Origin of the sequence: Paracoccus laeviglucosivorans (genome assembly GCF_900182695.1) — a bacterium.
Lineage (GTDB): Bacteria > Pseudomonadota > Alphaproteobacteria > Rhodobacterales > Rhodobacteraceae > Paracoccus > Paracoccus laeviglucosivorans.
In genome coordinates, this window is sequence record NZ_FXTK01000038.1 from 1 (window position 1) to 14362 (window position 14362).

The 14362-nt window shown below is 65.2% G+C and carries 16 protein-coding genes; 10 read left to right on the top strand and 6 right to left on the bottom strand.

The window, feature by feature from the left end:
• The coding region (locus FN835_RS21815) for a nucleotide-binding domain containing protein (protein WP_142664990.1) at positions 1-140 on the bottom strand (140 nt) is incomplete at its 3' end.
• Between the two features lie 81 nt (positions 141-221).
• On the opposite strand from FN835_RS21815, the gene FN835_RS19930 reads away from it, so the two are divergent.
• Both FN835_RS19930 and FN835_RS19935 read left to right on the top strand, forming a co-directional pair.
• Positions 222-596, top strand: a complete 375-nt coding sequence (locus FN835_RS19930) for a hypothetical protein (RefSeq protein WP_142664991.1) — start codon at positions 222-224, stop codon at positions 594-596.
• The gene (locus FN835_RS19935; protein ID WP_142664992.1) at positions 593-2320 is read left to right on the top strand and encodes an FAD-dependent oxidoreductase; all 1728 of its coding nucleotides are present in this window, start codon (positions 593-595) and stop codon (positions 2318-2320) included. Before FN835_RS19930 ends, FN835_RS19935 begins: the two co-directional genes overlap by 4 nt.
• Here FN835_RS19935 and FN835_RS19940 read toward each other — a convergent pair.
• Together FN835_RS19940 and FN835_RS19945 are read right to left on the bottom strand one after the other, a co-directional pair.
• A complete protein-coding gene (locus tag FN835_RS19940) occupies positions 2220-2687 on the bottom strand; it encodes an RNA polymerase sigma factor (protein ID WP_142664993.1) in 468 nt (155 codons plus the stop codon). The two genes, FN835_RS19935 and FN835_RS19940, sit on opposite strands and share 101 nt — an antisense overlap.
• 360 nt (positions 2688-3047) lie before the next feature.
• The gene (locus tag FN835_RS19945) at positions 3048-3953 is read right to left on the bottom strand and encodes a LysR family transcriptional regulator (RefSeq protein WP_185958769.1); all 906 of its coding nucleotides are present in this window, start codon (positions 3951-3953) and stop codon (positions 3048-3050) included.
• Positions 3954-4149: 196 nt separating this feature from the next.
• Here FN835_RS19945 and FN835_RS19950 point away from each other — a divergent pair, with 196 nt between their 5' ends.
• From FN835_RS19950 to FN835_RS19985, 8 genes are all read left to right on the top strand, one after another.
• Positions 4150-5673, top strand: coding sequence for an ABC transporter substrate-binding protein (locus FN835_RS19950; RefSeq protein ID WP_142664995.1), 1524 nt, complete (start codon positions 4150-4152; stop codon positions 5671-5673).
• A gap of 81 nt (positions 5674-5754) precedes the next feature.
• Entirely contained in the window at positions 5755-6672 is a 918-nt protein-coding gene (locus FN835_RS19955) for an ABC transporter permease (protein WP_142664996.1), read from the top strand.
• 1 nt (position 6673) lies between these two features.
• Positions 6674-7597 (top strand): ABC transporter permease, encoded by a 924-nt coding sequence (locus FN835_RS19960; protein WP_246098826.1) that lies wholly within the window; start codon positions 6674-6676, stop codon positions 7595-7597.
• Positions 7594-9228, top strand: coding sequence for an ABC transporter ATP-binding protein (locus FN835_RS19965; protein ID WP_142664998.1), 1635 nt, complete (start codon positions 7594-7596; stop codon positions 9226-9228). Before FN835_RS19960 ends, FN835_RS19965 begins: the two co-directional genes overlap by 4 nt.
• A complete protein-coding gene (locus tag FN835_RS19970; protein ID WP_142664999.1) occupies positions 9225-9983 on the top strand; it encodes a 2-keto-4-pentenoate hydratase in 759 nt (252 codons plus the stop codon). The genes FN835_RS19965 and FN835_RS19970 overlap by 4 nt, the downstream gene beginning before the upstream one ends.
• A gap of 35 nt (positions 9984-10018) precedes the next feature.
• Complete coding sequence (locus tag FN835_RS19975) at positions 10019-10717, top strand: RraA family protein (RefSeq protein WP_142665000.1); 699 nt, start codon at positions 10019-10021, stop codon at positions 10715-10717.
• Positions 10718-10741: 24 nt separating this feature from the next.
• Positions 10742-11296 (top strand): chromate transporter, encoded by a 555-nt coding sequence (locus tag FN835_RS19980; RefSeq protein ID WP_142665001.1) that lies wholly within the window; start codon positions 10742-10744, stop codon positions 11294-11296.
• Positions 11293-11823, top strand: coding sequence for a chromate transporter (locus tag FN835_RS19985; protein ID WP_142665002.1), 531 nt, complete (start codon positions 11293-11295; stop codon positions 11821-11823). The genes FN835_RS19980 and FN835_RS19985 overlap by 4 nt, the downstream gene beginning before the upstream one ends.
• Here FN835_RS19985 and FN835_RS19990 read toward each other — a convergent pair whose 3' ends face one another.
• From FN835_RS19990 to FN835_RS20000, 3 genes are read right to left on the bottom strand one after another with little or no spacing between them, the layout of a single operon-like run.
• Positions 11824-12750, bottom strand: a complete 927-nt coding sequence (locus tag FN835_RS19990; protein ID WP_142665003.1) for a dihydrodipicolinate synthase family protein — start codon at positions 12748-12750, stop codon at positions 11824-11826.
• Positions 12747-13445, bottom strand: a complete 699-nt coding sequence (locus tag FN835_RS19995; protein WP_142665004.1) for a ribonuclease activity regulator RraA — start codon at positions 13443-13445, stop codon at positions 12747-12749. Before FN835_RS19995 ends, FN835_RS19990 begins: the two co-directional genes overlap by 4 nt.
• A gap of 11 nt (positions 13446-13456) precedes the next feature.
• Positions 13457-14230 (bottom strand): SDR family oxidoreductase, encoded by a 774-nt coding sequence (locus tag FN835_RS20000; protein ID WP_246098827.1) that lies wholly within the window; start codon positions 14228-14230, stop codon positions 13457-13459.
• Positions 14231-14362: the final 132 nt, after the last annotated feature.

The window sequence follows — 14362 nt, forward strand, 5'->3', positions numbered from 1 at the left end:
GGGCCATGCAGGATCGGCACGCCGGGCGCCAGTTCGGCCCCGATCTCCAGCGCCTCAAGCCCCAGCGCCGACACGACCGCCCCCGAGGTTTCGCCAACGGTGATAGGTCTTTTCGACGACACCGATCCGCCTGATCGCATCAAGACGGGACAGGTCTGGCCCCATCAGCACCTCAACCTGTCGCAATTCCGAGACAATCTCTTCCGCCTTCGGACGCTTGTTTGCCATTCTCGATCCTCCTTTTCCTAAACATAACGGCGAACCACTTCGCTGAGGGGATCAGGATCCGGAAAACCCTGGTTCACGACCATCCTTGGCTTCCGGTTTCGGTCCTAAAGGCCTTTGTTCAGGCGCGGCAGATCGCCGTTGATCGCCTGTCCGACACTACGGCACTTGCCATCAGCCTGCCTTGGCTGGTCGAGGAAGCCGAGCGGACAAGAACGCTGTTTGCTGGGGATTTCTGGCCCTATGGCGTGGAAAATGACCCGACAATCGACGCCTTTTTTGACGCCCATCACCGGCAGGGGTTGTCTGCACGTCGGTTGAAGCTGGACGAGGTTTTCGCACCAAGTTCGATGGAGCGGTTCAAAATATGACCGACACGGCGGTTGCCGGAGACAGTATGGATTGCGATCTGCTGGTTGCGGGCAGCGGTGCCGCCGGATTGGCGGCGGCGCTGACGGCGCAACGGGCGGGGCTTGATGTCTTGCTGGTGGAAAAGGCGGCCGTGTTCGGTGGCACGTCTGCGTTGTCGGGCGGCGGTGTCTGGGTTCCCGGCAACCGCTTTTCGCGCAAGGCACAACAGGGCGACAGCCCCGAGCGGGCGTTGCAATACCTGCAATCGGTCTGTGGCAACAACCTGAACGTTCCGCTCGCCAAGACATATCTGTCCCATTGCGTCGAAGCCGTCGAGTATCTGGAACGCGTCAGCGATCTGCGTTTCGGCCCCAATCCGATCCCGGATTATCGCGCCGAACTGCCCGGAGGGATCGCGGGAGAACGCTCGCTTCGCGCTGCGCGCTTCGATGGCCGTAAGGCGGGGGACCTATTGCCGCGTCTGCGAAAGCCATTGGAAAGCACGACGATTTTCGGCGGCATGATGGTCTCTGCCGAAGACTTGCCCGATCTGTTTAGCGCAGGACGGTCGCCGCGTGCCGCCTTACGTTCCTTGCGCCTGTTGTCGCGCCATTTTCTGGATAAGCTTTTCAACCAGACTGTGACGCGTCTTGCGAATGGCAATGCGCTGGTGGCGGAGTTGGCGACAGCCTTTGTGCAGGCAGGCGGGCGGATCTGGCTGGAGACGCCTTTGCAACATCTGCTTCAGGATCAGTCGCTGATCACCGGGGCGGTTGTGTGCCGCAACGGGCGCAACGTCGTGATCAATGCAGGTCACGGCGTCGTGCTGGCCGGTGGCGGTGCCCCGCATGGCACGCTGCGCGACAGCTATGATCACGTGGCCGCTGGCATTGCGCATCACTCGCTTGCTCCGGTCGAAAACACCGGCGATCTGATCGCAGCCGGACAGGCATGCGGCGCGGTCTGCAATTCCGGCCTGTCCGAACCGGCGGCGCTGACGCCCGTGTCGCAGGTTCCGCTTGGCCGGGACACATGCGGGTTTCCGCATTTTTTCGACCGCTCGAAACCGGGCTTCATCGCCATCGACCAGACGGGCCGCCGTTTTGGAAATGAAGCCGACGAATATCACGTTTTCGCCCGCAAGATGATCTGCGGCACGCGCAAGGGCGGGCGGATGTTTCTAATCTGCGATCATCGCGCGCTAAGGCGATACGGAGCCGGGGCGGTGCCGCCGTTTCCAGGGCGACTGTCGCGGTGGGTGCGCAACGGCTATCTTTTGCGCGGGCGCGATCTGGCCGAGCTGGCGGTCAAAATGGGCTGCCCGGTCCCGACGGTTGCCGAAACGGTCCGGGATTTCAACGCATGTGCCGCCGAAGGTGCGGATCCGGCATTCGGTCGAGGCACGTCGATATACAACCGTTTTATCGGCGACGCCCTTGCCACCGCCAGCAATCTGGCGCCGCTGGAACATGCCCCATTCTATGCGATCGAATTGTTCGTCGGGGATCTGGGCACCTTTGCCGGACTTGCGACCAATGAAAACGCACAGGTTCTGGGTGCGGACGGCGCGTGCATTCAGGGTCTGTATGCGATTGGCAATGACGCTACCAGCTTTATGGGCGGGGCATATCCAGCCGCAGGCATCACCCTGGGCCCGGCTTTGACATTCGGCTATGTCGCCGCGCGCCACGCATCGGGCAGGCGGGCCGGGCGCAGACCCCAGACCGACGGCGCCAACCGCTGAAGCGTGGCGTTGCGGGTTCAGGCCGGGCGCGCGCCAGGCGCAACATGACGATGACCAAGGGGACGCCCAGCACTTCAGCAGTTTCGGCATAGCTTAGATCCTCGACCGCGATCAGCAGGATAACGGCGCGCTGATCGTCGCTCAACTCGGCAAGCGCGGCCAGCAGATCGCGGTATTGCAGGCGGGCTTCCGGCGTGCCGGGGGTCGACAGCGCGGCATCGGCGACCTGATCCAGATGCAGATGCGCTAGGCGCTGCAATTGGCGGCGGAGCCGAGTCTGGACCAGATTGTGCAGGACAGTGAACATCCACCCCCGCGTGTCGGCATCGCTGCGGCGCTGATGCCAGCGCCCAATGGCGCGTTCCATACAATCCTCACCAGATCATCCGCCGCCGCGGGCACTGAAGCTGCAGAGCTTTAGCATATTACATAATACGAATTATTCCGCATTCGCATACCGGCAGCGCATGTTCATCGGCCTCGGCGCAATGGCACGGAGCTACCCTTTGACGCCCTTGCCGACATGCGGGCGGAGCAGACGCCCTGCCTATGCTTTCAGACGGGTGACGCCCGCACGTCGCATCCGCAGGCCGCAACCTCCCATGTTGGCCATCAGCCTGTGACGGCGCACCGCGCCCAAAAGGGCAGCTTGGCTGACCTCCCGCATCACGCTGCGTTTGAACATGGTCCAGGCGAAACGTCTCACCCACTTTCGCAGACAAGACGCCTAGCGCAGCACTGACGTAAGCAGGGTCGACAGCAGCCCGTGCATGGCCCAGGCCAGTTCGGGGTCCATGTCCTCGCGCCATTCCAGCGCGACATGCCGCAGCAGGGGTGGATCGACCACCTCTCTGTAGCCGATCAGCCCTTTCTCGACCTCTTCGGAAATCGAGATCCAGGGCAGGAATGTCTTGCCCAAACCCGCGATCGTCGCCTGCTTGCGTGGGTTCGGCCCGTCGATCTCATGGATGACGATGGCCTTCTTGCCGACCTGCCCTGCCAGCCTCTCGACAAGGTTTCGGACCGGACGCCCCTTGGCGGGCAGCATGAGCGGTGCGTCCAGCGCTTCGGCGAAGGTTATCGGCCCCGCCGTCGCGTCGCCGTCACCGGCGGCAAAGCACATGAGCAGGCTTTCGGCGGCGAGCCACTGGCTCTCGGGAACCTTCTCGTCCGCGATGACGATGGCAAAGTCGATCTCGTGCTGGCGCAGCATCTCGCGCGCCTCGCGCGTGACCGTCTCGATGACGAAAAGCCCGCTCAGCGGCAGGGTCTCGGCGGTCAGCTTCAGCAGATGCGGCGTAAGCTTGGTGGCGAGCGAGGGCAGTGCCGAAATCCGCATGACGCGTGGGTCCGCGGCCCCGCGGCGGCGCAGTCCCGCCAGCTCCATCTCGGCCCGTTCGACCTGCGCCAGAATGATGGTCGCGTGGTCGAAGAGAAGCTGGCCGCCCTCGGTCGGTTCGACCCCGTTTCGACCGCGAATGACGAGCGGCCCGCCGAAATCGGCCTCAAGCTCGCGCAGGTGATAGGAGAGCGCGGGCTGCGGCACCGACAGGCGGCGCGCCGCCTCGGACAGCGAACCTGCCTCGATGATCGCGCGAAAATAGGTCAGTCGACGAAGGTTCAGCCATCCCATCCAACAACCATACAATAGTTTTATGGGATGAAAAGTAATCTGTATTGGCGCGGCGATATCCAAGCCTGCTAGCGTCATCCGAGGAGACGCGCATTCCTGAGGAGGAGGGCCGCGCGACAATTCCGAAAACTTGCAATCGTCTCGCAGCGGCAGGTTCAGCCTCGCCCGCCGGGGTTGACACATAGGGAGGAAAGAGATGTCGATATTCAGGATGGCCGGCCTGCTCTGCGGGGTCGCGATCGGGTCGGTGGTCGCGACGAGTGCCTTCGCGCAGGATGACGCGAACGCCATCACCATCGTCACACCCTACGCTTTCGACAATATCGACGCCTGCAACTCGTCCTCCGAGGTCGGGCTGGTGGTGCGCGAGAATGTCGTCGAGGCGCTGACCCACCTCAACCCCGAGAGCGGCAAGCCTGAACCCCGCCTCGCCACCTCGTGGGAGCAGGTCGAGCCGACGGTCTGGCGCATCAAGCTGCGCGAGGGAGTGACCTATTTCGATGGCAGCGCCTTTGACGCCGAGGCGGTCTCGCGGTCCATCGAACGCATGTTCAACCCCAAGCTCGACTGCCTCAACCGCGGCAAGCTTTTCGCCAATATTCGCCTGACTCCGAAGGTCGTCGACAGCCATACAATTGATATATCGACCGAGAAGCCTCAGCCGCTGATGCCGATCTTCATGAGCTTCCTGACCATCGAGTCGCCCAAGACCGATTTCGACGCGATGACCAGCACCCCGGTCGGAACCGGACCATTTGCCATTCCCCAGCGCAATGCAGGCGACGCGATCGTGCTGGTCCGTCAGGACAAATACTGGGGCGAGGCTCCGGCGGTCAGCAAGGCGACATATGTCCGTCGCGACGAAAGCGCGCTGCGCGCCGCGATGGTCGAGGTGGGAGAGGCCGATATCGGGCTCAATATCGCCATTCAGGACGCGACCAATCCCGAAACCGACCCCGGATATCTGAATGGCGAGACGACGCGCCTGCGATTCAGCTTCGAAGGCCCGCTTGCCGATATCCGGGTGCGCAAGGCCATGAACCTTGCCATCGACCGCGAGGCGCTGCGCGACGGGCTCTTCAATCAGGACTACGCCATTGCGACCCAGATGTTCCTGCCACGCATCAATGGCTACAACCCGGACATGAAGCCCTGGCCCTATGATCCGGAACAGGCCAAGTCGCTCATCGACGAGGCGAAGAAGGACGGGGTCGATGTCGGCGCCGAAATCCCGCTGATCTCGCGCATCAACTTCTATGCCAACGGGCAGGAGACGATGGAGGCGATGATCGCCATGTGGCAGATGGTCGGCCTGAACGTGAAGCTGCAGCCGATGGAACGCGCGCAATGGCTGAAGCTTGTCAACAAGCCCTATGCCGAGCCGCGCCCCGCCATGCTGATCCAGGAACAGCATGACAACAATTCGGGTGACGCGACCTTCACCATGCATTTCCGGTATCACTCGACCGGGCAGCAATCGGAATTCGGCGACCCGGAACTCGACCGCCTGATCGACGCGGCGGACGCGGCCTCGGGGGATGAGCGGGTGAAGCTATTCCAGCAGGCCAATGCCTATTCCGCCGAGAATGTCGTGCCCGACGTCATGATGTTCCACATGGTCAACTACATGCGCATCTCGGACCGGCTGGAATTCAAGCCGGACGACGTGACCAGCACGATGATGGAGCTGTCGCAGATCAAGTTCCGCGGCACCAACTGAGCCAAGGGCCGGGCGCGCGCCGCCCGGCCTTTTCGCCGACCACGGGCGCGGCCCGCGCCGATGATTTGGGAAGGAAGCCCCATGCGCTCCTATTTCCGCCAACGCACGATGCAAAGCGCGATCTCGCTCTTTGGCCTAGTCGTGCTGGTGTTCTTCCTCGCCCGGCTGACGGGCAATCCGACCGACCTGCTTCTGCCGGTGGACACACCGCTGGCCGTGCGCGAGGAATTCGCCGCGCGCCACGGCTTCGACCAGCCGATGCTGGTGCAGTTCGGGCGCTATCTCCTCGATCTGCTGCAATTCGACTTCGGCGAGTCGCTGCGCGACGGCCGCCCCGCGCTGCAGATGGTGCTGCAGGCCTTCCCGACCACGCTGCTGCTGTCCTTCTGGGCGATGCTGATCTCGCTCGTGATCGCGATCGTCACCGGTTCGATCGCCGCATGGCGGCCCGGCGGGGTCTTTGACCGCATCGCCAGCCTCATTTCGCTCGCCGGCGCCTCGATCCCGAATTTCTGGATCGCCATTGTAGGCGTGCTGGTCTTTTCGGTTTGGCTGCGTGCGCTGCCGACCTCGGGGACCGGGACGCCCTGGCACTGGATCATGCCGGTCACGGTGCTTTTCGTCAGGCCCTGCGGCGTCCTCACGCAGGTCGTGCGCTCGTCGATGATCGACGCGCTGGCCTCGCCCTATGTCAAGACGGCGCGGGCGCGCGGCGTGCGCAGCCGGGTGGTGATCTTTGGCCATGCGCTGCGAAACGCCATGCTGCCGGTGGTAACCGTCGCAGGAGATCAGGCCGCGGGCATGGTGAATGGCGCCGTGATCGCAGAGACGGTCTTCGGCTTTCCGGGCATCGGCAAGCTCATGATCGACTCGATCATGTTCCGCGATTTTGCCGTGATCCAGGCGGCCGTGATGGTCACGGCGGTCGCGATCTTTGTCCTGAACATCCTGATCGACCTTGCCTATGCGCTGCTCGATCCCCGTGTGAGGCATGGCTGAGATGTCCGATATGACCCATCCGACCGCAGCGGCGAAACCGCCCCGCGAACATGCGCTGGCCGAAGCCTTCCTGATGCTGTGGCGCGACAAGTTCGCCTTTCTCAGCGCGTGTTTCCTGCTGCTCGTGGTGATCGCGGCCCTGTTCGGCCCGTCGCTGCTGCCCGATCAGGCGCTGCAGATGAACCTGCGCGGCCGGAACGCCCCGCCCTTCGAGCTGGAACGCGGCTGGCTCTATATCCTTGGCGCCGACAATATGGGGCGCAGCCTGCTGGCCCGGCTTGTCATCGGCAGCCGCTACACGCTGATGATCGCGGGCAGCGCCGTGGTCCTTGCGCTGGTCGTGGGCACCATTCTTGGGCTTATCGCGGGCTATCGTCAGGGGCGCATCGCCACGATTATCCTGCGCGGCGCGGATATCCTGATGTCCTTCCCCTCGCTGCTGCTGGCGCTGATCGTGCTGTTCGTGCTGGCGCCCAGCGTCGGGAATGTGGTCCTCGTCCTCGCTCTCAGCCGCGTGCCGGTCTATCTGCGGACTTGCCGGGCCGAGGTGCTGGAAATCCGCGAGCGCCAGTTCGTCAAGGCCGCCAAGGTTCTGGGCGCGTCCCATGCCCGCATCGTCTTTCTGCACATCCTTCCCAATGTGGTGCCGACGCTGATGACGCTCGCCACGCTGGAATTCGCCGCGGTGATGCTGTCGGAAAGCTCGCTGTCGTTCCTTGGGCTGGGCGTGCAGGCGCCTGCGGTGACCTGGGGCCTGATGGTGGCGGATGGGCGCGGCTACCTCGCCTCGGCGTGGTGGCTGTCGTTCTGGCCGGGCGTCGCGATCTCGCTCACCGCGATTTCCGCGAACCTCATGGCCAACTGGATCCGCACCGCGACCGACCCCGCCCAACGCTGGCGGCTTGAGAAAAGGACACGCGCATGACCGGGCATCTTCTGGAAGTCGAGAATCTTTCCGTCCGCTTTCACTCGCGCGGCAAGATCGTCGATGCGGTCAGGTCGGTCAGCTGGCACCTCGACCGAGGCGAGACTCTGGCGATCCTCGGGGAATCCGGTTCGGGCAAGTCGGTCTCGGCCTCGGCGGTCATGGGGCTGATCGACACGCCGCCGGGCGAGATCCTGTCGGGCAGCATCCGTTTCGACGGCCGCGGGATCCTGGGACTGTCGGCAAAGGACCAGCGCGAGTTGAACGGGCGGCGGATCGCGATGATCTTTCAGGACACGCTGGCCGCGCTGAACCCGGTCCATACCCTGGGCCACCAGATCAGCGAAAGCATGACTGCCCATGGCATCCCGGCGGAACGCGCGCGGACAAGGGCCATCGAATTGCTGGCCCGCGTCGGCATCCCCGAACCCGAGCGGCGCTTCAACGAATATCCCCACCAGTTCTCGGGCGGGCAGCGCCAGCGCGTGATGATCGCGGCGGCCATCGCAATGGAACCGGACGTGCTGATCGCGGATGAGCCGACCTCGGCGCTTGATGTCACGGTTCAGGCGGGAATCCTGAAACTGCTGAAGGAGCTTCAGGCCGAAAACGGCATGGGCATCCTGATGATCACCCATGACCTTGGCGTCGTGGCCGAGATCGCGGATCGCGTCGTGGTGATGTCTCAGGGCGAGGTCGTCGAACAGGGGCCATTGGCCGAGGTGCTGGGCGCGCCACGCCACGCCTATACGCGTCGCCTGCTCGAAGCAGTTCCAGGCCGCCATGGCTACCCGGCTGCTCGCGACCTCTCGTCCGAGGCGCTGATCGAGATCCGCGGATTGTCGAAATATTACGGCGTCTCGGCCGGTGTCCTGAAGACGCCCACGGGGCGCGAGATCAAGGCGCTGGACGATGTCAGTCTGACGCTGAACAAGGGCGAGGTGCTGGGCGTCGTCGGCGAAAGTGGTTCGGGCAAGACCACGCTCGTCAACACGCTGCTCGGGCTGGTCGATCCGACCAAGGGCGAGGTGCTTTACCGTGGCAAATCGATGCTGGGACCGGGCAACCGCGAGATTGCGCGCAATGTGCAGGTGGTGTTTCAGGACCCGACCGCATCGCTGAACCCGCGCATGAAGGTCGGGCGCATCATCGCGGAACCCTGGGCCATCCATCGCGGCGTGCTGCCGCGCGCGGAATGGCCGCGCCGGGTGGCCGAACTGCTGGAACAGGTCGGCCTGCGCCCCGAACATGCCGACCGCTATCCACACCAGTTCTCGGGGGGGCAGCGCCAGCGCATCGCAATCGCGCGGGCTTTGGCCCTGAAGCCCGAGGTCATTATCTGCGACGAGGCGGTCTCGGCGCTCGATGTCTCGATTCAGGCGCAGGTGATCCAGCTTTTGAAGGACTTGCGCCGGGATCATGGCCTGTCCTATCTGTTCATCGCCCATGACCTGCCTGTCGTGCGCGATTTCGCCGACCGCACCATCGTCATGCAGGGCGGTCGCATCGTGGAATCCGGCATCACTGCCGAGATCTTCGAGCACCCCCGGCACCCCTATACCCAGAAGCTGCTCGCCTCCCGCCCGGTCGAGGAACGGATGCGCGGCCATATCACGGAGCCTGCCGAATGACCCGCCTTGTTGCTGCCGAAAGGGCGGCGGAACTCTTGCTGCGCTCGCGCCTTGACGGCGCGCCGCTGGCCGAATTGCCGCAGGATCTTGCCCCTGCCTCGCTGGCCGAGGCCTATGCGGTGCAGGACGCGACGCTGCGCCAGATCGGCCCCGCCGGGGGATGGAAGGTTGCCGCGAAGCCTGATGGAGAGCCGCGCTGCGCCGTCCTGCCCGCCTCGGCCTTCCACGCTTCGGGAGTGACGCTGAAGGTCCCGCCCGCAGGCTTCGAGGCCGAGGTCGAGACGGCCTTCGTCTTTGCCACCGGCCTGCCCGCCCGCACGCGCCCCTATCAGCGCGACGAGGTCGCGGCGGCCATCGGGTCGATGCATCTGGCGGTCGAGCTGATCTCGTCGCGCTTCATCGACCGCAAAAGCATCCCGCCGCTGTCGCCCATCGCCGATCTTCAGGGCAATGCCGCCGTCATCCTTGGCCCCGCCATCGCGGGCTGGCGCGACATCGACCTTGCCGCGCTGGCGCTGACGATGCGGCTGGGGGATGCGCGGATCGAGTGGCCACTGAAAAACCTTGGCCTGCCCCAGACGCTGGAGGTGCTGACATGGCTTGCCAATCACGCCCTGACGCGGGGCGGCGGCCTTGCGCGCGGGGACGTGGTCATCACCGGCGCGCGTCTTGGCCCCGCGCCCTTGGGCGATGCGGACAGCCTGAGCGCAGAATGCCCGCAGATGGGCAAGGTGACCGCGAATTTCAGCCGCTAGGCGGCAGTCCGAAACCACAAAGGGAGACGAATAGAATGCACGGGTTCCAAATCCACCGCCGCGAAAGCGTGGCGCCCAAGGCTCTGGTCGAGCGGTTCCGCCAGATCCCCGTCGCCAATGTCAGCGACGTGATGTCGCGGATGACGGCAGGCGGTTCACGGCTGCGGCCGATGCATGACGGAACGCCGCTGGCCGGGATCGCGCTGACGGTCAAGACCCGGCCTGGCGACAACCTGATGATCCATCAGGCGATCGACATGGCGGGCCCCGGCGACGTCATCGTCGTCGATGCCGGGGGCGACCTGACTAACTCGCTGATGGGCGAGATGATGATGAACTATGCCGCCAGCCGCGGCATTGCCGGATTCGTCATCGACGGCGCGATCCGCGACGCGGCGGTGATCCGCGCCGGAAGCCTGCCGATCTATGCTGCGGGCGTCACCCATCGCGGCCCCTACAAGGACGGACCGGGCGAGATCAACTGCCCGATTGCCGTCGACGGCATGGTCATTGCTTCGGGCGACATCATCCTGGGCGATGATGACGGCGTTTTGTGCATCCCCCAGTCGCAGGCCGAGGCCATCCTGACCGCAGCCGAGGAGAAATGCGCCGCCGAGGAAAGGACCCGCCTTGCCATCGCGGAAGGCCGCCTGAACCGGGACTGGGTGATGGCCGCTTTGCACCGGCAGGGCTGCGCCTTTCCGCCCCCGGATGCGGACCGGCTGGCAAGCTGAGCGCAACCGGCGCATGTTCAGGGAATGAGGGACACCCGAACCGATCCCGCGCCGGTTCCCGCCGGCGCGCTTTTCCTGACCTGTCTCAAGGTCGGCTCGCTCAGTTTCGGGGGCGGCCTGACCGGCTGGCTGCATCGCGAATTCGTCCAGCGCCGGGGCTGGGTCAGCGATGACGATTTTTCCGCCACGCTGGCCATCGCGCAGGTTCTGCCCGGCGCGAATGTGGTCAATCTTGTCGTCTGTCTGGGCGAGGAATTGCGCGGCCCCCTTGGCGCGGTGGCCTGCGTCACGGGCTTTCTGCTGCCCCCGGTCCTGTCGGTCCTTGGCCTTGCCTTGCTGTTCGACCGGCTGGGCCAGTTCCCCGCGGTCGAGATCGCGATGCTGGGCATCGCCTGCGCCGCGCTGGGGATGCTGCTGCAGATCTGCTGGCTTGGCCTCAGGCGTGCAAAGGGATCCCCCCGGCGTCTTGCCGTGATCGCCGCGGTGGTGGTGGGAGTGACCGTGCTGAAGCTGCCCATGATCCTTGTCGTGCTGCTGGTCGCGCCGGTCAGCGTCTGGCTGGTCTGGAGGCGGGGATGACGGACCCACTGTGGCAGATCCTGTGGCATATGGTGCCGCTGTCGCTGGCCTCCTTCGGGGGTGGTCCGGCAATTATCGCCGGGCTGGATGTTATGGTGCGGCAGAACGGCTGGATCGCGCCGCAGGACTTCCTGCATCTTTTCGCGATCTCGCGCGCGGCGCCGGGACCGGGCACGACGCTGGCCACGCTGATCGGCTGGCGGCTGGCGGGCTGGACGGGCGCGACGCTGGCCTCGCTCGCGATCTACCTGCCCTCCTCGCTCGTCTGCTATCTGGTCTATCGCGCGACCAGCCGCCACAGGGACAGGAAATGGCACCGCGCGATGCGCGAGGGGCTTGCCCCGGTCGGAACCGGGCTCGTCATCTCGGGCAGCATCGCGCTGATCCAGATTTCGGGGAATGGCTGGGCGGGGCCGGCGATTTCGGTTGGGGCCTTCCTGATCTTTCAGGGCCTGCCCCGGATTCCCGCCGTGCTGGTCCTGATGGCGGGCGGGGCGGCAAGCCTGCTGCTTGCCGCCCTTTCCTAGTCAGATCGCCGCGCGGGGATCCTTGCGGGCCAGCCGGGCCAGCAGATAGTCGATCTCCTCGCGTCCACGCGGGGTCAGGGCGGGGCCGGGCCTGCGCTTGATGTCGCGGGCAATTGCGCCGCGCCGCATCAGCAGGTATTTGCTCACGGCCAGCCCGACGCCCTGCTGCTGCTCCATGCGGATCAACGGCAGATGCGCGTCGAACAGGTCATGGGCCGCATCGCGCTGCCCCTCGCGATGCAACCGGTCCATCTCGACCAGCGCATCGGGAAAGGCATATCCCGTCATCGCCCCGTCCGAGCCGCGCTCGGGCTCGAAATCCAGAAACATCCCGCCATTCGCCGTCAGGATCGAAAACGCACGCATCCCGCCCGAGGCCTGCGCCGCCCGGATCGCCGAAAGCTTTTCCAGCTGCGGCCAGTCCTCGGCCTTCAGCATGACGCAGGACGGGTGGTCGGCCATGATCCGCCCGATCATCGGCACCGACAGCACGACCGACAGCGTCAGCGGGTAATCCTGCAAGGCCCATGGCGTATCCTGTCCGATGGCATCGACCGCATTCCTGAAGTGCGCCGCGATCTGCTCGTCCGAACGCAGGCCGGCATGGCCCGCGATCATCACCCCCGCAGCGCCCAGATCCATGACCTCGCGCGCGAGCCGGCCCATCGCGGCAAAGCTTGGGTTCGAGACGCCGACCACCACCGGCACCCGCGCCCGCGCGATGACGCGGGCGGCGATCTCGCGGCTTTCCTCGGGCTCAAGCTTGCCTGCCTCGCCCAGGATGCCAAGGATGGTGATGCCCGTGGCGCCCGCATCCTGATAGAAATCGGTCAGCCGGTCGAGGCTGTCCCAATCTACCGACATGTCCGGACGAAAGGGCGTCGCGGCGATCGGATAGACGCCCTTGGTCTCGATACCGAAGCTCATTTGCCCTCCCTGAATGCGGCGTAGCGGGCTTTGGTCTCGTCGTTCATCGGATAAAGGCCGGGCAGCGGCACCCCGCGATCGACCTCAGTCATGATCCAGGCCTCCTGCGCCTCCTGCTCGGGCGCCTCGGCCACGACGGCATCGAGGAGCGCCGCCGGGATCAGCACCGCGCCATCGTCATCCACGACCACGATATCGTCGGGAAAGACCGCGACCCCGCCGCAGGCGATGGGCTGCTGCCAGCCGACAAAGGTCAGCCCCGCGACCGAGGGCGGGGCCGCGATGCCGCTGGACCAGACCGGCAGGCTGGTGCCATGCACCCCGGCCGCATCGCGCATCACGCCGTCCGTCACCAGACCGGCCACGCCGCGCTTGGCCATGCGCGCACACAGAATGTCGCCAAAGATCCCGGCATCAAGGACGCCCATCGCATCAGCGACGGCGATGCAGCCCTCGGGCATTGCCTCGATTGCCGCGCGGGTCGAGATGGGCGAGGCCCAGCTTGCGGGCGTCGCCAGATCCTCGCGCGCCGGGACGAAGCGCAGGGTGAAGGCCGGGCCGACCAGTCGCGGCTGGCCCGGGCGGAACGGCCTTGTTCCCCGCATCCAGACATTGCGCAGACCCTTTTTCAGCAACACTGTCGTCAGCGTCGCCGTCGACACCGCCTCGAGAACCTCTTTGATTTTCGGATCCATCCACTCCCCCTTCAGATGCTTTGGATCAGCCCGCCATCGATACGGATGACAGAGCCGGTGATATAGCTGGCGCGCTCCGAGGCCAGATAGGCCACCGTATCGCCGTATTCCCGTGGCTCGCCATAGCGGCCGAGCGGAATCGACGCGGTCGAGGCGGCCTCGACTTCGGCGGGCTCTTTCCCCTCCCTTTTCGCGCGCTGCTCGTCGAGAAAGGCGATGCGCTTGGTGGCGATGCGGCCGGGCAGCACGATATTGCTGGTGATGCCGGACCGCCCGACCTCGCCCGCCAGCGTCTTCGACCAGCCGACAAGGCTTGCCCGCAGCGCATTCGATAGCCCCAGATTGGCGATCGGCGCCACGACCCCGGACGAGGTCGAGGTGATGACACGCCCCCAGCCCGCGGCCTTCATCCCCGGCAGGACGGCATCGGTGATCGCGATGACCGACATGACCATGGCGCGGAAATGCCTCTCCCATTCCTCGGGAGACTGACCCGAGACAGGCGTGGGTGGTGGACCGCCGGTATTGTTCACGAGGATTTCGACCGGGCCGAATGTTGCCTCGATCCCCGCGAGATGCTGCGGGATCGAGCTCAGGGCGGCCAGATCCCACGTCACCGCCTGCGCCGCTCCGCCTGCGCGGGCGATGTCCTCTGCCGTCGCCTGTGCCGCCTCGGCCACGATATCCGCTGCGACCACCCTTGCGCCCTCGGCTGCAAGGTTGCGGGCGATGGCCCCGCCGAGCCCGCCCCCGGCGCCAAAGACCAGCGCGACCCGCCCCTTCAATCCTAAGTTGTTGATTTCCACCCAGAACTGAGCCAGAGGGGGTGCGGACAAAATGTTGGACTGTTTTTACGGTATAAGGCCGAGGCTTTTACGGTATTCGATCGGGCTGCGGCCACCAAGTGACATCTTGAT

Coding starts and splice junctions, on each gene's coding strand:
- FN835_RS19955 (WP_142664996.1), top strand. CDS start 5,755: ATGCGCTCCTATTTCCGCCAACGCACGATGCAAAGCGCGATCTCGCTC.
- FN835_RS19950 (WP_142664995.1), top strand. CDS start 4,150: ATGTCGATATTCAGGATGGCCGGCCTGCTCTGCGGGGTCGCGATCGGG.
- FN835_RS19935 (WP_142664992.1), top strand. CDS start 593: ATGACCGACACGGCGGTTGCCGGAGACAGTATGGATTGCGATCTGCTG.
- FN835_RS19960 (WP_246098826.1), top strand. CDS start 6,674: ATGTCCGATATGACCCATCCGACCGCAGCGGCGAAACCGCCCCGCGAA.
- FN835_RS19995 (WP_142665004.1), bottom strand. CDS start 13,445: ATGGATCCGAAAATCAAAGAGGTTCTCGAGGCGGTGTCGACGGCGACG.
- FN835_RS19980 (WP_142665001.1), top strand. CDS start 10,742: ATGAGGGACACCCGAACCGATCCCGCGCCGGTTCCCGCCGGCGCGCTT.
- FN835_RS19975 (WP_142665000.1), top strand. CDS start 10,019: ATGCACGGGTTCCAAATCCACCGCCGCGAAAGCGTGGCGCCCAAGGCT.
- FN835_RS19965 (WP_142664998.1), top strand. CDS start 7,594: ATGACCGGGCATCTTCTGGAAGTCGAGAATCTTTCCGTCCGCTTTCAC.
- FN835_RS19940 (WP_142664993.1), bottom strand. CDS start 2,687: ATGGAACGCGCCATTGGGCGCTGGCATCAGCGCCGCAGCGATGCCGAC.
- FN835_RS19985 (WP_142665002.1), top strand. CDS start 11,293: ATGACGGACCCACTGTGGCAGATCCTGTGGCATATGGTGCCGCTGTCG.
- FN835_RS19990 (WP_142665003.1), bottom strand. CDS start 12,750: ATGAGCTTCGGTATCGAGACCAAGGGCGTCTATCCGATCGCCGCGACG.
- FN835_RS19945 (WP_185958769.1), bottom strand. CDS start 3,953: ATGGGATGGCTGAACCTTCGTCGACTGACCTATTTTCGCGCGATCATC.
- FN835_RS19970 (WP_142664999.1), top strand. CDS start 9,225: ATGACCCGCCTTGTTGCTGCCGAAAGGGCGGCGGAACTCTTGCTGCGC.